11 protein-coding genes, 1 tRNA gene and 1 pseudogene are annotated in these 20773 nt (G+C 60.4%); 7 read left to right on the forward strand and 6 right to left on the reverse strand.

The genetic code is table 11. From position 1 onward, the window contains the following. Positions 1 to 15: 15 nt before the first annotated feature. On the reverse strand, positions 16 to 1374 hold the full coding sequence (locus ACIPLA_RS23070) for a TolC family outer membrane protein (protein ID WP_218397815.1): 1359 nt from the start codon (positions 1372 to 1374) through the stop codon (positions 16 to 18). A 592-nt stretch (positions 1375 to 1966) separates the two neighbouring features. On the opposite strand from ACIPLA_RS23070, the gene ACIPLA_RS23075 reads away from it, so the two are divergent. Continuing rightward, positions 1967 to 9085, forward strand: a complete 7119-nt coding sequence (locus tag ACIPLA_RS23075; RefSeq protein ID WP_401176260.1) for a retention module-containing protein — start codon at positions 1967 to 1969, stop codon at positions 9083 to 9085. 378 nt (positions 9086 to 9463) lie between these two features. Here ACIPLA_RS23075 and xopAW read toward each other — a convergent pair whose 3' ends face one another. From xopAW to ACIPLA_RS23090, 3 genes are all read right to left on the reverse strand, one after another. Next, on the reverse strand, positions 9464 to 10312 hold the full coding sequence (gene xopAW / locus ACIPLA_RS23080) for a XopAW family type III secretion system calcium-binding effector (RefSeq protein ID WP_401176263.1): 849 nt from the start codon (positions 10310 to 10312) through the stop codon (positions 9464 to 9466). Positions 10313 to 10549: 237 nt separating this feature from the next. Beyond that, positions 10550 to 11602, reverse strand: a complete 1053-nt coding sequence (locus ACIPLA_RS23085; RefSeq protein WP_401176266.1) for a sensor histidine kinase — start codon at positions 11600 to 11602, stop codon at positions 10550 to 10552. Further along, a complete protein-coding gene (locus ACIPLA_RS23090; protein WP_218397808.1) occupies positions 11602 to 12360 on the reverse strand; it encodes a response regulator in 759 nt (252 codons plus the stop codon). Before ACIPLA_RS23090 ends, ACIPLA_RS23085 begins: the two co-directional genes overlap by 1 nt. Before the next feature lie 292 nt (positions 12361 to 12652). Between ACIPLA_RS23090 and pyrF the strand changes: the two genes are divergently transcribed. Continuing rightward, complete coding sequence (gene pyrF, locus ACIPLA_RS23095) at positions 12653 to 13351, forward strand: orotidine-5'-phosphate decarboxylase (protein ID WP_192343951.1); 699 nt, start codon at positions 12653 to 12655, stop codon at positions 13349 to 13351. A 106-nt stretch (positions 13352 to 13457) separates the two neighbouring features. Here the strand turns inward: pyrF and ACIPLA_RS23100 are convergent, their stop codons facing one another. Next, a complete protein-coding gene (locus ACIPLA_RS23100) occupies positions 13458 to 14462 on the reverse strand; it encodes an NADP-dependent oxidoreductase (RefSeq protein WP_218397805.1) in 1005 nt (334 codons plus the stop codon). 236 nt (positions 14463 to 14698) lie between these two features. Here ACIPLA_RS23100 and ACIPLA_RS23105 point away from each other — a divergent pair, with 236 nt between their 5' ends. From ACIPLA_RS23105 to ACIPLA_RS23120, 4 genes and pseudogenes are all read left to right on the forward strand, one after another. Then, positions 14699 to 15460, forward strand: coding sequence for an SDR family oxidoreductase (locus tag ACIPLA_RS23105; RefSeq protein WP_401176270.1), 762 nt, complete (start codon positions 14699 to 14701; stop codon positions 15458 to 15460). Between the two features lie 266 nt (positions 15461 to 15726). Beyond that, entirely contained in the window at positions 15727 to 17106 is a 1380-nt protein-coding gene (locus ACIPLA_RS23110) for a PLP-dependent aminotransferase family protein (protein WP_401176273.1), read from the forward strand. Between the two features lie 1057 nt (positions 17107 to 18163). Then, positions 18164 to 18388: pseudogene (locus ACIPLA_RS23115) on the forward strand (HAMP domain-containing protein); the annotation flags it as partial. Then, positions 18386 to 19249 (forward strand): methyl-accepting chemotaxis protein, encoded by an 864-nt coding sequence (locus ACIPLA_RS23120; protein ID WP_375154723.1) that lies wholly within the window; start codon positions 18386 to 18388, stop codon positions 19247 to 19249. The pseudogene ACIPLA_RS23115 and the gene ACIPLA_RS23120, both read left to right, overlap by 3 nt. Positions 19250 to 19498: 249 nt before the next feature. Here the strand turns inward: ACIPLA_RS23120 and ACIPLA_RS23125 are convergent, their stop codons facing one another. Next, on the reverse strand, positions 19499 to 20257 hold the full coding sequence (locus tag ACIPLA_RS23125; protein WP_185022054.1) for a hypothetical protein: 759 nt from the start codon (positions 20255 to 20257) through the stop codon (positions 19499 to 19501). A gap of 396 nt (positions 20258 to 20653) precedes the next feature. Between ACIPLA_RS23125 and ACIPLA_RS23130 the strand changes: the two genes are divergently transcribed. Further along, a tRNA-Glu gene (locus tag ACIPLA_RS23130) sits at positions 20654 to 20729 on the forward strand. Positions 20730 to 20773 lie beyond the last annotated feature (44 nt).

The following is a 20773-nucleotide window of genomic DNA, read 5'->3' on the forward strand; positions in this document are numbered from 1 at the left end:
TCACGTTGAGCTACTTCATTTCAGTTCAGGCAAACGAGCTTCGTTTTTCACTTCGGTGGCGGCGATCGCATCGGCAGGCAGCACCACCCGTTGTTTGCTCAACAACTGACCCATGTTCGCCAGCACGCGGTACATCGAAAACTCCTCGGTGTAGCGCACTTCGGTGTAGCGGCGGTTGGCGTTGTAGAGCTCGTTTTCACTGTCGAGCACGTCGAGCAAGGTCCGTTGACCCAGGCCGAACTGATCCTGATACGCGGCCCGCACACGGGTGGTGGTTTCGGCGTATTCACGGGCGGTCGGAGTTTGTTTCTTGGCGTTGAGCATGGCGTTCCAGGCCAGGTGGATGTTCTCGTTGAGCTGGCGCAGGGCGTTGTTGCGGATGTCCAGCGCCTGGTTGATCTGGTGCGCATCGGAGGCCAGCCGGGCCTTGTCGCTGCCACCGCGGAACAGGTTGTAGTTCATCACCACACCCACTCGCCATTCGTTGTCGTGGCCTTCGTCGCCCTGGATATTGTTATTCGCGCCCACCGCTGCTTCAGCGTCAAAACGCGGGTAGAACGGCGACTTGGCGACTTCGTACTGGCTCTCGGCCGATTGCACATCGGCCTGGGCGGATTTCAGGTACGGGTTGTTTTCCACCATGCTCTGCTGGGCTTCCGGCAGGGTGGTGGGCAATTCGCCGCGGGTCGATGGCGGTGCTTCGAGTTCATCGGGCATGCGCCCCACGACGCTGTAGAAATTTGTCTCGGCATCGGCCAGATCGACTTCGGCGGTGTCGAGGTTGTTTTGCGCCAGTGCCCGGCGAGCGGTGGACTGGTCGGCGTCGGCGTTGCTGCCGATTCCACGTTGGGTACGCAGGCCTATCTGATCATTGACCCGCATGTGCGCTTGCAGGTTGTTCTTGGCCAGGGTCACCAGTTCGCGGCGTTTGAGCACTTCGAGGTACACCTCGACAGTGCGCAGGGCCAGATCCTGGGCGGTGCCTTGAGCGTAATAGGCTCGCGAGTTGGCCACGCCTTTAGTGCGCGCGACCTCGTTGGAGGTGTTGAAACCGTCGAACAGCATCTGCCGCAGGCGCAGTTCCGATTGGGTGTAGTTGAGGATTTCGGTGTGGTGATTGCCTTGCGCCCGAGTGGTGGTGTTATCGCTGTACCCGCGCCCGTAGCCGGCGTTCAAATCCACCGATGGATAAAAGCCCCCTTTGGCGACTTTAACCTGCTCGTCGGCCGAGAGCCGGGCATCGACCCGCGACGCCAGTTCCGGGTGGGTCGCAATGGTGCTCTGGATCGCCTCGGTCAATGACATCGCCTGAGCCTGAGAAGTGCAGGCCATGGCCAGCAAAATCGCGCTGCAGAGGGGGGTTAAAACGCGCATGGATGCCTCTCCCTGATTTCCTGATGGTACTTAGTGAGTCGCCAAATATTTGACGTTATTTTTAAGTGAAACCGTCTCACCCTTGTTACAACAGAGCTAAGAACATCCTGACGCGAAGCTAAGAAGGATTTCTCATAACGCTTATGCCGAAAAAAACTTATGCGCTCTGAAAAATCCAGCACATTGTTCAATGCGAAAGCCTTTGTTTATGAGCTCTCAGGAGCATCGAAGGGCTTGAGGAAAGTTCAATTCACTTTTCGACACAGAGCGAAGAAGTGCTGGAGGGGAGGGAAGCGAGACGGTTTAGAGGCGACAATTTTTTGTCACTCAAGTGATTCAAAACCGTTACGCATCGTTAGCAGGGCGGTTATTTTGGAAGTGGATCCCGATGCCGTTGATTGCAGAGGGTTTTATCCCGATCCAGAAATTCCCCTTGCGAGCGACACGCCTGGCGAAAGTGTCGGGAGGCAGTGGTTTACGTCAGGTAAACGCTTTCTCGGCAAACGATCCATCAGGCCAACCTGCTTGAACCATGGGCACGTTCTTCGCGCAAACAGGATGCCGACAGCAGTTGGCAGCGGAGGAAATGCACATGGCAACGCTCATCGGTATCGTCAGTAAAGTCATCGGTCAGGTGTATGCAGTGGCGGGTGATGGCACCCGACGTACCCTGGTCGAGGGCGATCGGCTGTTTGCCGGCGAGCAGCTGGTCACCGGGGCCGAAGGCGCGGTGGCGGTGCAACTGAAAAATGGCCAGGAGCTGACCCTGGGGCGTGACAGCAGCCTGCAGATGACGTCCCAATTACTGGCGCATCAGGTCCCGCACGTGGAGACCTCTGAGGCGGTGACGCCGAGCCAGGCGCAACTGACCGATGTCGAGCAGCTGCAAAAAGCCATTGCCGCCGGCGCCGACCCGACTCAAACAGGCGAAGCCACTGCCGCCGGACCGGGCTCGGGCGCGCCGGGTGGATTGGGCGGCGGTCACAGTTTTGTGTTGCTGGAGGAAGTGGCGGGCCGGGTCGATCCCACGATTGGTTTCCCCACCGCGGGCTTCAACGGTATTCCCGAATTCCTCCTGGAGCGCCGGGATACTGATCCAGACAATGGCGATAGCGGCGATGCACCGAATAACCCGGTCACCCTCATTGGCCTGTCGGCGGCGGGGGGCGAACTGACCCTCAATGAAGCCCACCTGGCGGACGGTTCGGCCAGCAACCCCGGAGCGCTGACTCAAAACGGCACCTTCACAGTCATTGCCGCTGACGGGCTGACCAGCCTGAACATCGGCGGGATCAACGTGATCAGTGGCGGTGTGCCCGCCGGTTTTCCGCAGTCGATCACCACTCAATTGGGCAACACCCTGACGATTACCGGCTATAACCCGGCCACCGGCGTGGTGAGTTACAGCTACACCCTGGTCGGCAACGAAACCCACTCGGCGGGCGATGGCGCCAACAACCTCAGTGAACAGTTCACCGTGGTCGCGAGTGACAGCAATGGCGATACCGCCACCGGTTCGCTGGACGTCAACATCACTGACGATGTGCCCAAAGCCATTGATGACACCAACGCCAATACCGCCTCGGAAACCCTGCTGACCCTGACCGGCAGCGTGCTGCCCAACGACCTCCAGGGCGCTGACCGCATTGCCACCGGTCCCGACAGCGGGCCGATCATAGGCGGTACGTTCAACGGGACTTACGGCGCGCTGGTGCTCAACCCCAACGGCACTTACACCTACACCCTGAACACCAGCGATGCGGATTTCAAAGCCTTGCACGGCGGCGGCAGCGCCACGGAAACCTTCACCTACACCCTGACGGATGCCGATGGCGACGCCAGCACCGCGAACCTGGTGCTGGAGATTCACAACAACGATGACCCGGTGATCATCGGTGGGCTGAATGCCGAAGGCGGCGAGTTGACTGTTTACGAAAAAAACCTCGCTGACGGTAGTGATCCCGATGCGCCGGCGCTGACCCGGAGCGGCACTTTCACCATCACGGCGCCAGACGGCGTGCAAACCCTTAGCGTAGGTGCAATCAACGTGGTGCTTGGCGGTCTGGCTGCAGACTTCCCGCAATCGTTCGTCACGCCGCTCGGCAATACGCTGACCATCACCGGGTTTGACCGTGCGACCGGCGTGATCACTTATAGCTACACCCTCAACGCTAACGACGCGCACCCGGATGCCAGCGGCGCCGACAGACTCACCGGGCAATTTGCGGTAACCATGGTGGACGATAATGGCACCACCGCCCACGGCATTCTCGATGTGAATATCGTCGATGACGTGCCACAAGCCGTGGACGACATTAATGCCAACACCGCCTCGGAAACCCTGCTGACGTTAACCGGCAGCGTGCTGCCCAACGACATCCAGGGCGCCGACCGCATTCCTGCTGGCCCCGACAGCGGGCCGATCATCGGCGGTACGTTCAACGGGACTTACGGCACGCTGGTGCTCAACCCCAACGGCACCTACACCTACACCCTGAACACCAGCGATGCAGATTTCAAAGCCCTGAACGGCGGGGGCAACGGCACCGAGAATTTCGTCTACACCCTCACCGATTCCGATGGCGATACCAGCACCGCCACGCTGGTGCTGAACATCCATAACAACGATGACCCAGTGACCCTCGATGGCCTGAACGTCAACGGTGGTGAACTCAACGTTTATGAGAAAAACCTCAGCGACGGCACCAGCCCCAACACCCCGGCCCTGACCCAAAGCGGCACCTTCACCGTCACCGCCCTCGACGGTTTGCAAACCCTGACCGTGGGAGGTATCGCGGTAGTCACCGGTGGCGTGGCCGCAGGCTTCCCGCAATCGATTGTCACCGCGCTCGGCAATACGCTGACGATCACCGGTTTCAACAGCACCACCGGCGTGGTCAGCTACAGCTACACCCTGACGGATAACGAAACCCATCCGAACGCCGACGGCACCAACAGCATCACCGAGAACATCGACGTCGTTGCCACCGACGTCGATGGCAGCACGGCATTGGGTCAGATCAACGTCAACATCGTCGATGACTTGCCCACCGCCAACCCTGATCTCGCCACGATCGCCGAGGGCGCCACGGCCTCGGGTAACGTGCTGAACAATGACGTCGGTGGCGCCGACGGCCCGGCGCTCAGTGGTGCGGTGGTCGGCGTGCGCGCCGGCAGCGACACCTCGACTTCGGCTATTGGTGGCTTGAACACGCAAATCAACGGCACTTACGGCTACCTGACGCTGGATGCCAACGGCAATGCCGTGTACCACAGCAACCCGAACTCGGTCAGCACGCCGGGCGCCACGGATGTGTTCACCTATACCGTGCGCGATGCTGATGGCGATGAAAGCACCACAACCATCACCATCAACGTGGCGGACTGCACCCTCGTAGCAGCCAGCGATAGCGACGTAACGGTTAACGAAAAAGCCCTGGATCTGACCCAGGATGGCCAGGACCTTGCAGCAGGCACCGTCATCGGCAGCGAGCCGGGCAATGCCGGTGAAACCGGCTCCGGTACATTGGTGGGCTCGGTTACCGGTGCCACTGGCACGATCACTTACACCTTGGTCGGCAGCGCCACCGGGACTTATGGGCAAATCCTGCTCAACCCCGACGGCAGCTACACCTACACCCTGACCTCCCCACCAACGACCACGCCCCACGCCAACGACGGGCCGAACACCTTGAGCGAAAGCTTTACCTATCAAGCGACTGATCCCTTGGGCAACAGCGTCACCAGCACCATCGTGATCAATATCGTCGATGACGTACCCACCGCTCATGCCGATGCAGTCGCGGTGGCGGAGGGCGGGACCGTCAGCGGTAATGTGTTGGGCAATGATGTGCTCGGTGCTGACGGCCCTGCGTCGGGTGGTGCAGTGGTCGGCGTGCGCGCCGGTAGCGACACCTCGACCTCGGCCATCGGTGGTTTGAACACGCAAATCAACGGCACCTACGGCTACCTGACGCTGGATGCCAACGGCAACGCCGTGTACCACAGCAGTCCGAACTCGGTCAGCGCGCCGGGCGCTACTGACGTGTTCACCTACACCGTGCGCGATGGCGACGGCGATGAAAGCACCACGACCATTACCATCGACGTGGCCAACTGCTCCCTCGTTGTGCCCCCCGATACCGACGTGACGGTTCAGGAGAAAGCGCTGGATTTGACCAAGGATGGCCAGGACCTGGCAGCAGGCACGGTTACCGGTAGCGACCCTGACAATACCGGCGAAACCGCTTCCGGCACGCTGGTCGGTTCCATCACCGGCGCCACTGGCGCAATCACTTACACGTTGGTCGGTAACCCCACTGGCACCTACGGGCAAATCCTGCTCAACCCGGATGGCAGCTACACCTACACCCTGACGTCCGCACCCGCGACTACGCCCCATGCCAACGACGGACCGAATACCCTGAGCGAAAGCTTCACCTATCAGGCCACCGATTCTCTAGGCAACAGCGTCACCAGTACCATCGTGATCACCATCGTCGATGACGTGCCGACTGCTTACTGCGATTCAGTCGCGGTGGTAGAGGGCGGTACGGTCAGCGGCAACGTGTTGCACAACGATGTGCTCGGTGCTGACGGCCCGGCAGTGGGCGGTGCAGTGGTCGGCGTGCGCGCAGGAAGCGACACTTCGACTTCGGCCATCGGCGGTTTGAACACGCAAATCAACGGCACCTACGGCTACCTGACGCTGGATGCCAACGGCAACGCCGTGTACCACAGCAATCCGAACTCGGTCGGCGAGGCGGGTGCCACGGATGTATTCACCTACACCGTGCGTGATGCCGATGGCGATGAAAGCACCACCATCCTGACCATCGACGTCCACAACAACTGCCTCGTAACGGTCCCCGATACCGACGTGACCGTCTACGAAAAAGCCCTGGATTTGACCAAGGACGGCCAAGACCTGGCCGCGGGCACGGTTACCGGCAGCGAGCCTGGCCACACCGGTGAAACCGGCTCCGGTACGCTGGTCGGTGCGGTCACCGGCGCCACCGGCGCAATCATCTACACCCTGGTCGGCAGCGCCACCGGAACCTACGGGCAAATCCTGCTCAACCCTGACGGCAGCTACACCTACACCCTGACCTCGGCGCCGAAAACGTCGCCGAACGCCAACGACGGCGCGAACACCCTGAACGAAAGCTTCACCTACACCGCCACCGATTCGGTGGGCAACAGCACCACCGGCACCCTTGTGGTCAGCATCGTCGATGACGTGCCGTCTAACGCCGTCGCCTCGGACCGTTCGGTGCCCGCGGTGCAGATCGACTCCAACCTGCTGCTGGTGATCGACGTGTCCGGGAGCATGGACGATCCCTCCGGTGTATCGGGCCTGTCGCGACTGGAGCTGGCCAAGCAGGCGATCAGCGCACTGCTCGACAAGTACGACAATCTGGGCGACGTGAAGGTGCAGATCGTCACCTTCAGCAGCAGCGCCACGGACCAGACCTCGGTGTGGGTCGATGTGGCGACGGCCAAGTCGATCATCGCGACGTTGACGGCGGGTGGCGGGACCAACTACGACGTGGCCGTGGCGACCATGCAAACCGCGTTCGATACCTCGGGCAAACTCACCGGGGCGCAGAACGTCGGCTACTTCTTCTCCGATGGCAAACCCAATGAAGGTGACATCGGCACCGCGGACGAGACCGCGCTCAAAGCCTTCCTCGACGCCAATGGCATCAAAAACTACGCCATCGGCCTGGGCAGCGGCGTCAGTAATGACAGCCTCGATCCAGTGGCCTATGACGGCAGCACGCACACCGACACCAATGCCGTGGCAGTGACCGACCTCAATCAACTCAACTCGGTACTCTCGGGCACCGTGCAAGGCGCGCCGGTCACCGGCTTGCTGCTGGGCGAGGGCGAGGGCGGTACGTTCGGCGCCGATGGCGGCTTCATCAAAACCATCACCGTCGATGGCACCACTTATACCTATGACCCCAAAGGCAACAGCAATCAGGGTTCGCTGATCTTCAGCGGCGGCGTCAACCACGGCACCTTCAACACCGCCAACAACACCTTGAGCATCGCCACCGACAACAGCGGCACGCTGCTGGTGAACCTCGACACCGGCGAGTACACCTACCTCTCGCAGAAAACCACGGCCGTGACGATCACCGAACACATTGGCTTCACTGCCAGCGACAACGACGGCGATCTGGCCAGCTCCACGCTGGTGATCAACGTGATTCCGAACACGCCACCGGTGGCGGTCGATGACCATGTCATCACCAATATTCTGTCGGGCAGCATTGTGGTGCCGGGTGAGCTGCTGCTGGCCAACGACAGCGACGTCAATGGCGATGCGCTCACGGTAACGCCGACCATCTTCAATACCGGTTGGGCAGCCAAGGGCGGGGATTTTACCGGCACCAACCCGAACTTCAGTTTCACTGGAAATACCCAGGCAGTGACCATCGCCCGCAGCGCATTCGTCGCCAACACGGCAGCCATGACCGCGGTACTGGTAGTCAGCGGGGCATTGGGGGCGGTCAGCAACAACAATACCAACGACGAGGATCAGATCACCGTCAACCTCAAGCAGGGTGAAACCCTCAACCTGGACCACAACCTTGCGGCCGGACACGTCACCATGGAGTACTCGGTCAACGGCGGCGCTTTCATTGCCATCGCTGACGGCCAGACCATCACCGCCTCGGCGGACGGCACGTACCAGATCCACATCACCAACATCGACGACGGTGGCCCGGGCAACAGCGGCAAGGGGTCGGAAAACTACCAGTTGACCATGACCGTCAACTACGCCGGAGCCCACGACACCACGCCGGACTTCCACGGTACCTACACCGCCAACGACAACCACGGCGGCAGCGACTCGGCCAATGTGACCATCAGCTATCAGGACGGCCATACGCTGACCGGCACTTCAGGTGACGACGTACTGGTGGCGGGCGCTGGCAACAACGTCATCAATGCCGGCGACGGCAACGACGTACTCACCGCAGGTGGAGGCAACAACGAAATGCACGGTGGCGCCGGTAATGACTTGCTGTTCAGCGGAGCGGGCAATGACCTGCTCGATGGCGGCACTGGCAACGACACCGCGAGCTACGCCCATGCCACCGCCGGGGTCATCGCCGACCTGAGCCTGATTACCGCGCAAAACACCCTTGGCGCGGGCACCGACACCCTGACCGGCATCGAAAACCTCACTGGTTCAAACTTCAACGACAGCCTCATGGGTGACAACAACAGCAACATCATCAACGGCGGTCTGGGTGACGATGTGCTCAACGGCGGGGGCGGCGACGACTTCCTGATCGGTGGCCTGGGCAACAACACCCTCACCGGCGGCAGCGGCGCCGACACCTTCCAGTGGCTCAAAGGCAACAGCGGCCACGACGTCATCACCGACTTCACCCCAGGCACCGACAAACTTGACCTGTCGCAACTGCTGCAAGGAGAAAACGGCACCGCGGCATCGCTGGATGACTACCTGCACTTCACTGTCAGCGGCAGCGGTGCATCGGTCATCACCAGCATCGACGTCAGCGCCATGGCCGGCGCTACGCCGAACCAGACCATCGACCTTGCCGGCGTGAACCTGGCCAGCCACTACGGCGTCACCCCCGGGGCGGGCGGGGTGATTGCCGGCGGTGCGGATACGGCGACGATCATCAACGGCATGCTCAATGACCATTCGTTGAAGGTGGATACCGTGTGATCTGAAAGTACAAAACCCGCCATTTCTTTGGAAAGAAATGGCGGGCTTTTTGTTGTTTGGGGTTTTCAAAGTCAAAAGATCGCAGCCTTCGGCAGCTCCTACAGATTCGGTGTTCACCGCCCCTATCGCGGTTGAGCACAATCGCGCGCAGGAGCTGCCGAAGGCTGCGATCTTTTGATCTACCAACCCTGTGTCCCTGAAGCAAAAAAGCCAGGCCCGGATTCAGAATATCCGGCCCTGGTTTTTTGTTGGGGCTTAGGGCCTCTTCGCGGGCAAGCCTCGCTCCTACGGGGGTACGTGGCATCAGTGCCCTGCACATCCGTAGGAGCGAGGCCCTGCACATCCGTAGGAGCGAGGCTTGCCCGCGAAGCTTTTGACTCAGGTCGCCTCGTTCAGGTATTTGCCCACGGTCGCCACGTTGTCGAGCGAGTACTGCTTGCTCAGGTTGGCGATCATTTTGTTCAGGGCTTCGGTCACGTTGAACTGATCGGTGGAGCTGTCAGCATTCTGCTCGCGACCGGCTTGCAGAGCGTTTTTCAGTTCATCGCTGCTGACGCCACCACTGCTGTCGCTGTCCAGGATCTTGAGCAGTGCGGCGCTGGTGTCGGTGCTGGTCGACGAGGTGCTATCGCTGGCCAGGGCGCTGCTCAGTTCGGTGGCGGTGACACTGCCGTCGCTGTCGCTATCGAGCTGACTGAACAGCTCTTCGCTGGACGCCTGCTGAGGTGGTGGAGGCGGCGGGGTCAGGCTGGCGACGAGTTCGTCCTGGCTGACGGTGCCGTCTTCGTTCTTGTCCAGCGCCGAGAAGATTTCCGTGCTGTCGGCAGTGCTGCCGGCGCTGGTCAGGCCGTTGCTGAGTTCATCGCTGCTGATGGCGCCGTCGCCGTCAGTGTCCAGAGCGCTGATCAGCGCATCGGCCAGTTCGGTGCTCGGGGCCTGATCATGCGGTGGCGGCGGAGGGGTCATCGCGGCCATTTCCTCACTGCTCAGGCTGCCGCTTTCGTCGCTGTCCAGGTCGCTGAAGTTCTTGCTCAGGCTGACCAGCAAACCGTCATCGGTTTTCTGCGACAGGGCGCTCGTGAGCTCGTCCTGATCCACCGCGCCATCGCTGTTGCTGTCGAGTTTGGCGAGCAGTTCTTTCTGAAATTGCTGGCTGCGGGCACTGTTGGTGGAGGTGCTGCTGGTGCTGGTATAGCTCGTGTAGTTGCTGCTGACACTGCCGATCATTGTGCTCACTCCTTGGAATGGGAAACCGGTGAGTGCACCGGCTTATGCAGCCTCAAGGGGTGAGTTGTCGTGGGTATGTGGGGTTTGTACCGATGGGTACACAAACAGATATCAGGCCCGCCTACGATCTTGTGGGAGCGGGCTTGCTCGCGAAGACGGCGGCACAGTCAACATTGATGTCACCTGACACACCGCTTTCGCGAGCAAGCCCGCTCCCACATTGGATTTGTGTGTGATTTAGACGCGCGGCAGGCGGATGACCGCCGTCAGGCCGCCACCGGAAGTCTCTTCCAGACTCAGCTGCCCACCCAACCGCTCCGCGGCTTCCCGGGCGATGGTCATGCCCAGGCCGACGCCGCCGGAGTTGCGATTACGTGAACCTTCCAGGCGAAAGAATGGCTCAAACACCGCTTCACGTTTATCCGCCGCGATACCCGGGCCATGGTCGATGACCCGGATCACCAGTTCCTCGCGACTGTCCTCAAGCGTGATCAGCGCGTCCCCGGCATAACGCAGGGCGTTGTCCAGCAGGTTATTGATGCACGAGCGCAGGGCCATCGGCTGAACCTGCAACGGGGCGCAATGGCCGCTGGCCTGCACATTGGAACCCTGGTCCTGGGCGTTTTCGCTCAGGGATTCCACCAGCGCCTGCACGTCCATCCATTGTGACGCCTCGCTGGTGCGCTGTTCGTGCAGGTAGGTGAGGGTGGAATCGAGCATGCTGATCATGTCGTTCAGGTCCTGACGCATCTGGCCTTGCAGCTTGTCGTCGTCGATCTGTTCCAGCCGCAGCTTGAGCCGCGACAGCGGCGTGCGCAGGTCATGGGACACCGCGCCAAGCATCCGCGAGCGCTGCTGCACCTGTTCAAGAATGCGCTTCTGCATCAGGTTGAAGGTGTGCGCCGCTTGCCGCGCTTCCCGTGGGCCCGACTCATCCAGCGGTGGGCTATCGAGGTTTTCACTCAGGCGCTCGGCGGCGTCGCTCAGGCGTTGAATCGGGCGGGTCAGCAGCTTGGCGCCGTACCAGGCGGCGATGATCAGCGAGACAAACTGAAAGGTCAGCGGCACCAGCGGCCCGCCGAACCACGGCCGTGGCGGCCGGTTGCCGAAGCGCGGGTCAGGTGGTGGGCGTTGTCCGTCGAAGCGCTCGGAAAATTCCGACGGCGCAGGCGGGGGAGGCGGTGGACCGTAATGCCTGAACCAGAAGAACGCCAACAGGTGCGCCAGTACGATCGCCAGCAGCAGCACGCCAAACAGGCGGCCGAACAGCGTATCGAAGCGCGCACGCATCAGCCGATGTCTCGTGCGTCGAACAGATAACCCTCGCCGCGAACGGTCTTGATCAGCTGTGGGGCTTTCGGGTCATCACCCAGTTTCTGGCGCAGGCGCGAGACGAGCAAGTCGATGCTGCGATCAAACGCTTCGATCGAGCGACCACGGGCGGCGTCCAGCAGTTGTTCGCGGCTGAGTACCCGGTGCGGACGTTCGATGAACACCCAGAGCAAACGGAATTCAGCATTGGACAACGGCACCACCAGGCCATCGGCGGCGATCAACTGGCGCAGCACACTGTTTAGGCGCCAGGTGTCGAAGCGAACATTCGCACGCTGTTCGGTGCGGTCGTCGCGCACCCGACGCAGAATGGTCTGAATCCGTGCGACCAGCTCCCGTGGCTCGAATGGCTTGGCCATGTAGTCGTCGGCACCCAGTTCCAGGCCGATGATCCGGTCAGTGGGTTCGCAGCGGGCGGTGAGCATCAGGATCGGGATGTCTGATTCGGCGCGCAACCAGCGGCACAGCGACAAACCGTCTTCGCCGGGCAGCATCAGGTCGAGCACCACCACGTCGAAATGCTCGGCTTGCAGCGCCTGACGCATGGCAGCGCCATCGGTGACGCCGCTGGCGTGGATATTGAACCGGGCCAGGTAGTCGATCATCAGTTCACGGATCGGGACGTCATCGTCGACGATCAGGGCGCGAATGCTCCAGCGTTTATCGTCGGCCGGCGCTTTTTGATCGTCGTTCAGAGGTGCTGGGGAGTTGTGCATGCGTGCGTTCATCTGCCAGATAGGCTGCCAACCACAAAGATAGGCTGCGAGGTTGTGGCTTCAGCATAGGCGTCCGGCCGTGAGGCGGGAAGTGCTGTAGGACCTGTTGCGGCTGCCGAGGGTAGCGCCGAAGGGTGTTGTGGGCGTGTCGTGTGTGTACCGAACTCGACACAATTGCCGCAGGAGCTAGTCTTGTCTAAGCCGCGACGACGAATTACCGATCACCGGGTCCCGCAGCGGCGCTGGTTCCGCTACAATGCGCGCCGATTTCGACTTGCCTGAGAGCCCACTCATGTCCGCCTGCCAGACGCCTATCATCGTCGCCCTGGATTTCCCTACCCGTGACGCCGCACTGAAGCTGGCCGATCAGCTGGACCCGAAGCTGTGCCGGGTCAAAGTCGGTAAAGAACTGTTCACCAGTTGCGCCTCGGAAATCGTCGGCACTTTGCGCGACAAAGGCTTCGAAGTGTTCCTGGACCTCAAGTTCCATGACATTCCGAACACCACCGCCATGGCCGTCAAGGCCGCTGCGGAAATGGGCGTGTGGATGGTCAACGTGCACTGCTCCGGTGGTCTGCGCATGATGGCTGCCTGCCGTGAAGTGCTCGATCAGCGCAGCGGCCCGAAACCGCTGTTGATCGGCGTGACCGTGCTGACCAGCATGGAGCGTGAGGACCTGGCGGGTATCGGTCTGGACATCGAGCCGCAGGAGCAGGTGCTGCGTCTGGCCGCGCTGGCGGAAAAGGCCGGGATGGACGGTCTGGTCTGCTCGGCCCTGGAAGCCCGGGCCTTGAAAACCGCTCACCCGTCGCTGCAACTGGTGACCCCGGGGATTCGTCCGGCGGGCAGCGCCCAGGACGATCAGCGCCGCATCCTGACCCCGCGTCAGGCGCTGGAGGCTGGTTCCGACTACCTGGTGATCGGCCGCCCGATCAGCCAGGCGGCGGATCCGGCGAAGGCGTTGGCCGATGTAGTGGCAGAGCTCGCTTAATCGGCGCTCGCTAAAACCATTCGCGGGCAAGCCTCGCTCCTACAGGTTATGCGCCAATTTTGATATCGCGCATAACCTGTAGGAGCGAGGCTTGCCCGCGAAGCTTTTATACCTTCAACACCAACTTCCCGAAATTCTCGCCGCTGAACAACTTCATCAGCGTCTCCGGGAACGTTTCCAGTCCTTCAACGATATCTTCCTTGCTCTTGAGCTGCCCCTTGGCCATCCAGCCGGCCATTTCCTGCCCGGCAGCGGCGAACTGTGCGGCGTAATCCATCACCACAAAGCCTTCCATCCGGGCGCGGTTGACCAGCAGCGACAGGTAGTTGGCCGGGCCTTTGACCGCTTCTTTGTTGTTGTACTGGCTGATGGCACCGCAAATCACCACTCGCGCCTTCATGTTCAGACGATTCAGCACGGCATCGAGAATATCGCCGCCGACGTTATCGAAATACACGTCGACGCCTTTCGGGCACTCGCGTTTGAGGCCGGCGTGTACGTCTTCGTTTTTGTAGTCGATGGCGCCATCAAAACCCAGCTCGTCAATCAGGAATTTGCACTTGTCCGCGCCGCCGGCAATGCCGATCACCCGGCAGCCTTTGATCTTGGCAATCTGCCCGGCAATGCTGCCCACCGCGCCAGCCGCGCCCGACAGCACTACGGTGTCGCCGGCTTTCGGCGCACCGACATCGAGCAGGGCGAAGTAGGCGGTCATCCCGGTCATGCCCAGCGCGGATAAATAACGCGGCAGCGGTGCCAGTTTCGGATCGACTTTATAGAAACCTCGTGGCTCGCCGAGGAAGTAATCCTGCACACCGAGGGCGCCGTTGACGTAGTCCCCCACGGCGAAACCCGGATTGTTCGAGGCGATGACCTTGCCTACGCCCAATGCACGCATCACTTCGCCAATGCCGACCGGAGGGATGTAGGACTTGCCCTCGTTCATCCAGCCACGCATGGCCGGGTCCAGGGACAGGTATTCGTTCTTGACCAGAATCTGACCCGCCGCCGGTTCGCCGACCGGTACTTCTTGATAGGTGAATGTTTCACGGGTGGCCGGCCCCACGGGACGTTTGGCGAGCAGGAACTGGCGATTGGTCTGGGTAGTCATGACAGGCACTCAAGATGAATGAAGTCTTGTTGATAGACCTTCATGGGCGATGCTGCAAGGTTGGCTGACGCTGCGAATGCACATCGATCCAGTGCGGTGATAGTCATGGCGCCCGTTCTATCACTGCAACTCATGGGCACCCAACCGGCCTTCTGATAGTGCTGCCGCGCCATACGCCCCTGTGACTAGACTGGCCACACGCGATCCCCTGCATTCTTCCTTCTGAGGACATAACAATGAGCATGACGTTTTCTGGCCTGGTTGCCGTTGTGACAGGCGCGGCCAACGGTATTGGCCGCGCGACCGCTTTGGCGTTCGCCGCCGAAGGTTTGAAAGTGGTGGTCGCCGATCTGGACGCAGCCGGTGGTGAAGGCACTGTGGCGCTGATTCGCACCGCCGGCGGTGAAGCGACCTTCGTGCGCTGCAACGTCACGGTGGAAAGCGATGTAAAAAATCTGATGGACGAGGTGGTGAATACCTACGGTCGTCTCGACTATGCCTTCAACAACGCTGGTATCGAAATCGAGAAAGGCAAACTGGCCGACGGCACGATCGATGAGTTCGACGCGATCATGGGCGTCAACGTCAAAGGCGTCTGGCTGTGCATGAAGTATCAGTTGCCGTTGCTGCTGGCCCAGGGCGGCGGCGCAATCGTCAACACCGCTTCGGTCGCCGGTCTGGGCGCTGCGCCGAAGATGAGCATCTACGCAGCCTCCAAGCACGCGGTGATTGGCCTGACCAAATCGGCGGCCATCGAATACGCCAAGAAAAAAATTCGCGTGAATGCGGTGTGCCCGGCGGTGATCGACACCGACATGTTCCGTCGAGCCTATGAAGCGGACCCGAAAAAGGGCGAGTTCGCCAACGCCATGCACCCGGTCGGGCGTATCGGCAAGGTCGAAGAAATTGCCAGCGCGGTGCTGTACCTGTGCAGCGATGGCGCGGCATTCACCACCGGTCATTCGCTGGCGGTGGATGGTGGGGTCACGGCGTTTTAATGCTCTAGGCGGCGATGGTGCGGAACTTGTGGGAGCGGGCTTGCTCGCGAAAGCGGTGCGTCAGGCGACATCAATGTTGACCGGGCCACCGTCTTCGCGAGCAAGCCCGCTCCCACATTTTTTTGTTCGGCGTTGATTCTGTGAAGACGCCGATCAATGTGTTTCAAATGATTAGATCTGAGGGTTTTGACGGCGTTGTCGCACATCCCCTGGTGCGCTCCTGTGATTAACTGTTCCCCGCAAAACGGACAGGAGTTTGCTTGCTCATGGAGTTGAGAATCGATCGGGAGGCATTGGTGCCTGTCGTGCAGCAAATCGTCGACGCATTGGCCGACTGGCTCCGTCGCGGCGAGGTGACGCCGGGGGGGCGCTTGCCTTCCGTGCGACAAATCGCGCGGATCAATCTGCTCAGTCAATCCAGTGTCGTCGAGGCCTGTGAACGGCTGGTGGCTCAAGGGGTACTGGAGACGCGTAACGGGGCGGGTTTCTTTGTCGCGACAACGGTGCTGGCCGCTCAGGAGCAACGCGATCTTCCCTGGTTCGAAGGGGTTGAGGAGAAGCAAAGCGGCCATGTCGAGGAACTGAAACTGGGTTGCGGCGGCCTGCCCGAAAGCTGGCGCGAGACTGACGACCTGAGCTACGCAATACGCCAGGTCAGCCGCACCGACATGGCCGGGTTGTTCAACTACAGCACGCCGCTGGGCCTGCCTGCTTTGCGCCAGCAGATCCTCAAGCGGTTGAAACAACTGAATATCGAGGTGGATGAAAGCCGAATACTGACCACGGCAGGGGCCAGTCATGGGCTCGATCTGATTGTGCGCACGCTGTTCAAACCGGGCGATTGCGTGGTGGTGGAAAGCCCCGGTTATTCGATGCTGTTCGATCTGCTCAGGCTGCACGGGGTCAGCATGATCGAGGTGCCACGAACCCCGCGCGGGCCAGACACCGAAGCACTCGAGGCAGTGCTGCTGAAGTACAAACCCCGTGGCTTGTTCATCAACAGCTTTTATCACAACCCCACTGGCAGCAGTTTGACCCCGGGGGTGGCTCAGCAGGTCCTGCAACTGGCCAAAAACCATGGCGTGCGGGTGATCGAAGACGACGTCTATGCGGATTTTCACAGCGGTCCCGGCACACGCCTTGCGGCACTGGGCATCGATGACAACGTGATCTACGTCGGCAGCTACTCCAAAACCCTCAGCAGTTCGTTGCGGGTTGGCTTTGTAGTGGCCAGTGCCGATGTGATTTCGCGACTGGCGCAGGTCAAGATGATCAGCAGCATGGGCGCTTCACGGTTCAGCGAGTCGGTGCTGGCAAGTCTGTTGGCCAGCGGTGCCTACCGCAAATTGGTGCAGCGTCAGCGCCAGCGTTTAAGTATTGGCAGGGAAGCAGCCTTGCAGGTCCTCGAAGACGCGGAGTGGGAGGTTTTCGGCAAACCGGTTGGCGGCCTGTTCATCTGGGCGCGATCGCGCAACGCTGACTATGCTCAGGTGCGCACTCAGGCTCGGCGCTTCGGTGTCCTGCTGTCTTGCCCGACGGCGTTCAGTCCGACCGGCCAGGCTCATGACTGGCAGCGGATCAACATAGCTTATGCCTGTGATCCTCGCGCCCGGGCATTTTTTCAGGCCACCGCCAGGGTCTGTTGACGTTTGGTGACGAACCGCGTTGCGCTGCCAAACGTCAACAGACCCTGAGGATCGACCTCGAGCGTTCTGAAAGCGACGCGGGCGTAGCTTTTTGCCATTATTCCGCAGCCAGAGACTTGTGTTGGCACAAGCCCGTTGCGAATCTGCATCAACAGACAATGGCAGGGGACTAAGCGCAATGATTTCGGCCGTGCAAGGACGTTTTGCCAACCTCGGTATGGCGAAAAAACTGGGTGTCGGGTTTGTACTGGTGCTGCTGTTGACCGCACTGGTAGCGGCCATCGGCGTATGGTCCCTGCAAACCATCAGTCAGCGCTTCGACGGGCTCAAGCAGATGTCGTCGCTCAACAGCGGTTTGCTCAAGGTTCGCCTGCTCGAGCAGGAATACGCCTTGCACGGTAATCCGAAAACCGTGGACGCCTTGCACGCCGGGGTGGACGCTCTGATCGCTCTGGCGACCCAGCTCAAGGCCCAGTCAGCGGCCAACGTGCCGGTCATGAATGACGTCGAGCAATCTCTGGGGGCCTATCGCAAGGCTTTTGACGAGTTTGTCTCGCTGAGTCAGGCCAAGGACCTGGCACTGGAAATGGCCAGTTGGTCGGTATCCAGCGTGGCCAATAACCTGGACGTGCTGCAGGCCGGGCTCGCCGATGATGGTGCCTATACCTTGAAGGAATCCGAGGGCAAGGACGGCGCGCAATTCATCGAACAAGCCAATCAGGTCAGCCAGGTTGCACGGCTGATGTTGCAGGCCATGAACGAAGCACGCGTACGCCTGGACCAGAGCCGCAAGGGCGACGACAGCGGCGGGCAGGGCAAGATCGAGCAGGCCGATCAGGCGCTGACTCAGGCCGAGCAACTGAAAACCACGATCAAGGACGAGGGCTACCAGACTGTCCTCAATGAAGTGTCCGGTCACATCGCCGGTTTCAGTGAAAAACTTGCCGAGTACACCGGACTGTTGGCAGAGGAAAAAACCGTCTACCAGCAACTCCACCAGCGCGCCGCTCAAGTGGTGGAACGGGTGGATCAGGCCTACGTTGCCGAAGACCTGTCGATGCAGGCAGAGCTGAAAAAGAACTCGCTGTTGATCATCGGTTCTTCGGCACTGGCCTTGCTGGTGGGGCTGATTGCTGCGTGGGTGATCACCCGGTTGATCGTCGCGCCGCTGCGCAGTGTGATCCGTGTCGCTCAGCAGATCGCTGCGGGCGATTTGAGTGCAACGATTGAAGTGACCCGTCGTGACGAGATCGGCCAGTTGATGCAAGCCATGCAGCAAATGGGCGCTGGGCTGAGCAGTATCGTCAGTGGTTTGCAGGCCGGTATCGAACAGTTGGCAAGCTCTGCTCAATCGCTGTCGGCGGTAACCGAACAGACCAACCTTGAAGTCAGCAGCCAGAAGGAAGAAACCGAGCAGGTCGCCACCGCGATGAATCAGATGACCGCGACGGTGCACGACGTCGCACGTAACGCGGAAGAGGCTGCTCAGGCGGCGCAGACTGCCGATGGCAAGGTTGAGAGCGGTCAGCAGGTGGTGCGTCAGAGCATGGCGCGGATCGAACAATTGGCGGACTCGGCCACCTCGGCCAGTTCCAGCATCGAAAGCCTCAGTGCGGAAATCCAGAACATTGGCACGGTACTCAGCGTGATCAAAAGCGTTGCCGAGCAAACCAACCTGTTGGCGCTCAATGCGGCCATCGAGGCCGCGCGGGCCGGCGAGCAGGGCAGGGGTTTTGCGGTGGTAGCCGATGAAGTTCGGGCATTGGCCAAGCGAACCCAGCAATCAACCGAGGAAATCGAACGGCTGGTCAGTGCCTTGCGCTCGGCGGCGCAGTCGTCGGTGCAGCAGATTCAGAACAGTGGCGAGTTGGTGAAACTGGCGGTGAGCGATGCATTGCAAACCGAGAGCGCGTTGGGGAGCATTGCGGCAGCGGTGTCGTTGATTCAGCAGATGAACCAGCAGATCGCAGCGGCTGCGGAAGAGCAGAGTTCAGTGGCCGAGGAGATCAATCGCAGTGTCACCAGTATCCGCGCCAGTGCGGATCAGTCGTCGCTGGCGATGCAGGGCAATGCAGCGTCGAGTATTGAGTTGGCGCAGCTGGGGGTTGAACTGAAGGGGATGGTGGGGCACTTCAGGCTCTGAGCAATGCAGGACTCAAGGCTAATGCCAGTTAGTTAAGCGCCGCAATTCATGTGGGAGCGGGCTTGCTCGCGAAGAGGGAGTGTCAGTCAACCTCAATGTTGACAGTGCCGCCGCCTTCGCGAGCAAGCCCGCTCCCACAGGTGCTGCACCTTAACTGACCGGCATTAGGGCTCAAGGCCCTATTGCCCATCGTCGGCAAACGGCGCGCAAAAAAAAGCCACCTTTCGGTGGCTTCGTTGTTTGTTCTGATCAGTCGTAGATCGCTTTTTTCTTCCAGTCGGCGTCAGCCTCAACGTCTTTGAGGCCTTCAGTCAGTTGGTTCATCTCGCCTTCCACCGGAGCGATCTTGTCCATGACCTGGGCGTTGGCGCGGGCCAGGAGTTTCTCCAGGTATTCCAGCTGTTCAGCGTAAATCTGCGGTTCCTGTTGTTTGCGCAGGTATTGCACGCCGCGTTCGAAGGCCAGACGAGCCTGGCCGGGCTGGTTCTGCTGCAGCGAGTGCTGGCCCAGGTTGTTGAAGAATTCGATGTGCAGCAGGACCAGGATGTGGCGCACTTCACGGATCCAGCGCTTGGCTTCGTTGGGCGGCAGGAAACCGTCCTGTGCCGCGCGGGTGATCTGGCCATGCAGGGCTTCGAGCAAAAAGCGCACGTCTTTGGCTTTGGCTTCGGTCTGGATCGGTGCCGGCGGGTTGTTGACCGGGATCGATTCGCCTTGGGCGACGAGGGCACTCAGCTCGGCAATCCGTGCCTTTAAGGTGCTGTTGGATTTTTCCAGGTTCAGCAAGCGCTGGCAGACGTTCAATTCAAGACGGGTCAACAGCAGCTTGAGGGTCGGTGTCATCAACTGACCGGGGAAGGTCTCGGTGATTTCGCCGCAGCGACGCAGGCGGTCATTGAGTTCAACCTTGGTGCGGGCCTTTTCCAGCTTATTGTTCTCCACCACATGGTTCATGTAGCCAATGGCGATCAATAGTGCGATCCCGGCTACGACTAGCAGGGTGATCATGAGTGGTGTCACCGGTAAGACCTCTTTTATTAGGGTTCGCGTGCGAGTCGAGTGTAGTAGCTTGGCATTTGGGCGCCTAGGGTCGCTCGACGAGTTGAATCGACAATGGCTCTGCTTATATCGGCCGTAACGCCGGATAGATAAGTAAATAGCAGGTGAGATGCACATTGCCATCATCCGGGCCGGGACTATAGCGCCTTGCTGGATGCCAGAATATAGGCGCCAAAGGTCAGTCGACGGAAAAGCCTCAATCGCTGCTGAAAGCAGGGCGAAGTCATTGATTTAAATAAATTTATATCTGGGGGTTGACGACCCCTCAATCCATCCATAGAATGCGCGCCACTTACAGCGTAAAGCACACAGCGAAACGCGGTAGGGAGTGAATGTTGTACGTGTGTCCCCTTCGTCTAGTGGCCTAGGACACCGCCCTTTCACGGCGGTAACAGGGGTTCGAGTCCCCTAGGGGACGCCATTTGCGGGAATAGCTCAGTTGGTAGAGCACGACCTTGCCAAGGT

Origin of the sequence: Pseudomonas sp. NPDC086112 (genome assembly GCF_044746425.1) — a bacterium.
GTDB lineage: Bacteria > Pseudomonadota > Gammaproteobacteria > Pseudomonadales > Pseudomonadaceae > Aquipseudomonas.

Bases quoted from the DNA above. Each gene is read 5' to 3' on its own strand.
- ACIPLA_RS23070 (WP_218397815.1), bottom strand. From the start codon at position 1,374: ATGCGCGTTTTAACCCCCCTCTGCAGCGCGATTTTGCTGGCCATGGCC.
- ACIPLA_RS23075 (WP_401176260.1), top strand. From the start codon at position 1,967: ATGGCAACGCTCATCGGTATCGTCAGTAAAGTCATCGGTCAGGTGTAT.
- xopAW (WP_401176263.1), bottom strand. From the start codon at position 10,312: ATGATCGGCAGTGTCAGCAGCAACTACACGAGCTATACCAGCACCAGC.
- ACIPLA_RS23085 (WP_401176266.1), bottom strand. From the start codon at position 11,602: ATGCGTGCGCGCTTCGATACGCTGTTCGGCCGCCTGTTTGGCGTGCTG.
- ACIPLA_RS23090 (WP_218397808.1), bottom strand. From the start codon at position 12,360: ATGCACAACTCCCCAGCACCTCTGAACGACGATCAAAAAGCGCCGGCC.
- pyrF (WP_192343951.1), top strand. From the start codon at position 12,653: ATGTCCGCCTGCCAGACGCCTATCATCGTCGCCCTGGATTTCCCTACC.
- ACIPLA_RS23100 (WP_218397805.1), bottom strand. From the start codon at position 14,462: ATGACTACCCAGACCAATCGCCAGTTCCTGCTCGCCAAACGTCCCGTG.
- ACIPLA_RS23105 (WP_401176270.1), top strand. From the start codon at position 14,699: ATGAGCATGACGTTTTCTGGCCTGGTTGCCGTTGTGACAGGCGCGGCC.
- ACIPLA_RS23110 (WP_401176273.1), top strand. From the start codon at position 15,727: ATGGAGTTGAGAATCGATCGGGAGGCATTGGTGCCTGTCGTGCAGCAA.
- ACIPLA_RS23120 (WP_375154723.1), top strand. From the start codon at position 18,386: ATGGGCGCTGGGCTGAGCAGTATCGTCAGTGGTTTGCAGGCCGGTATC.
- ACIPLA_RS23125 (WP_185022054.1), bottom strand. From the start codon at position 20,257: ATGATCACCCTGCTAGTCGTAGCCGGGATCGCACTATTGATCGCCATT.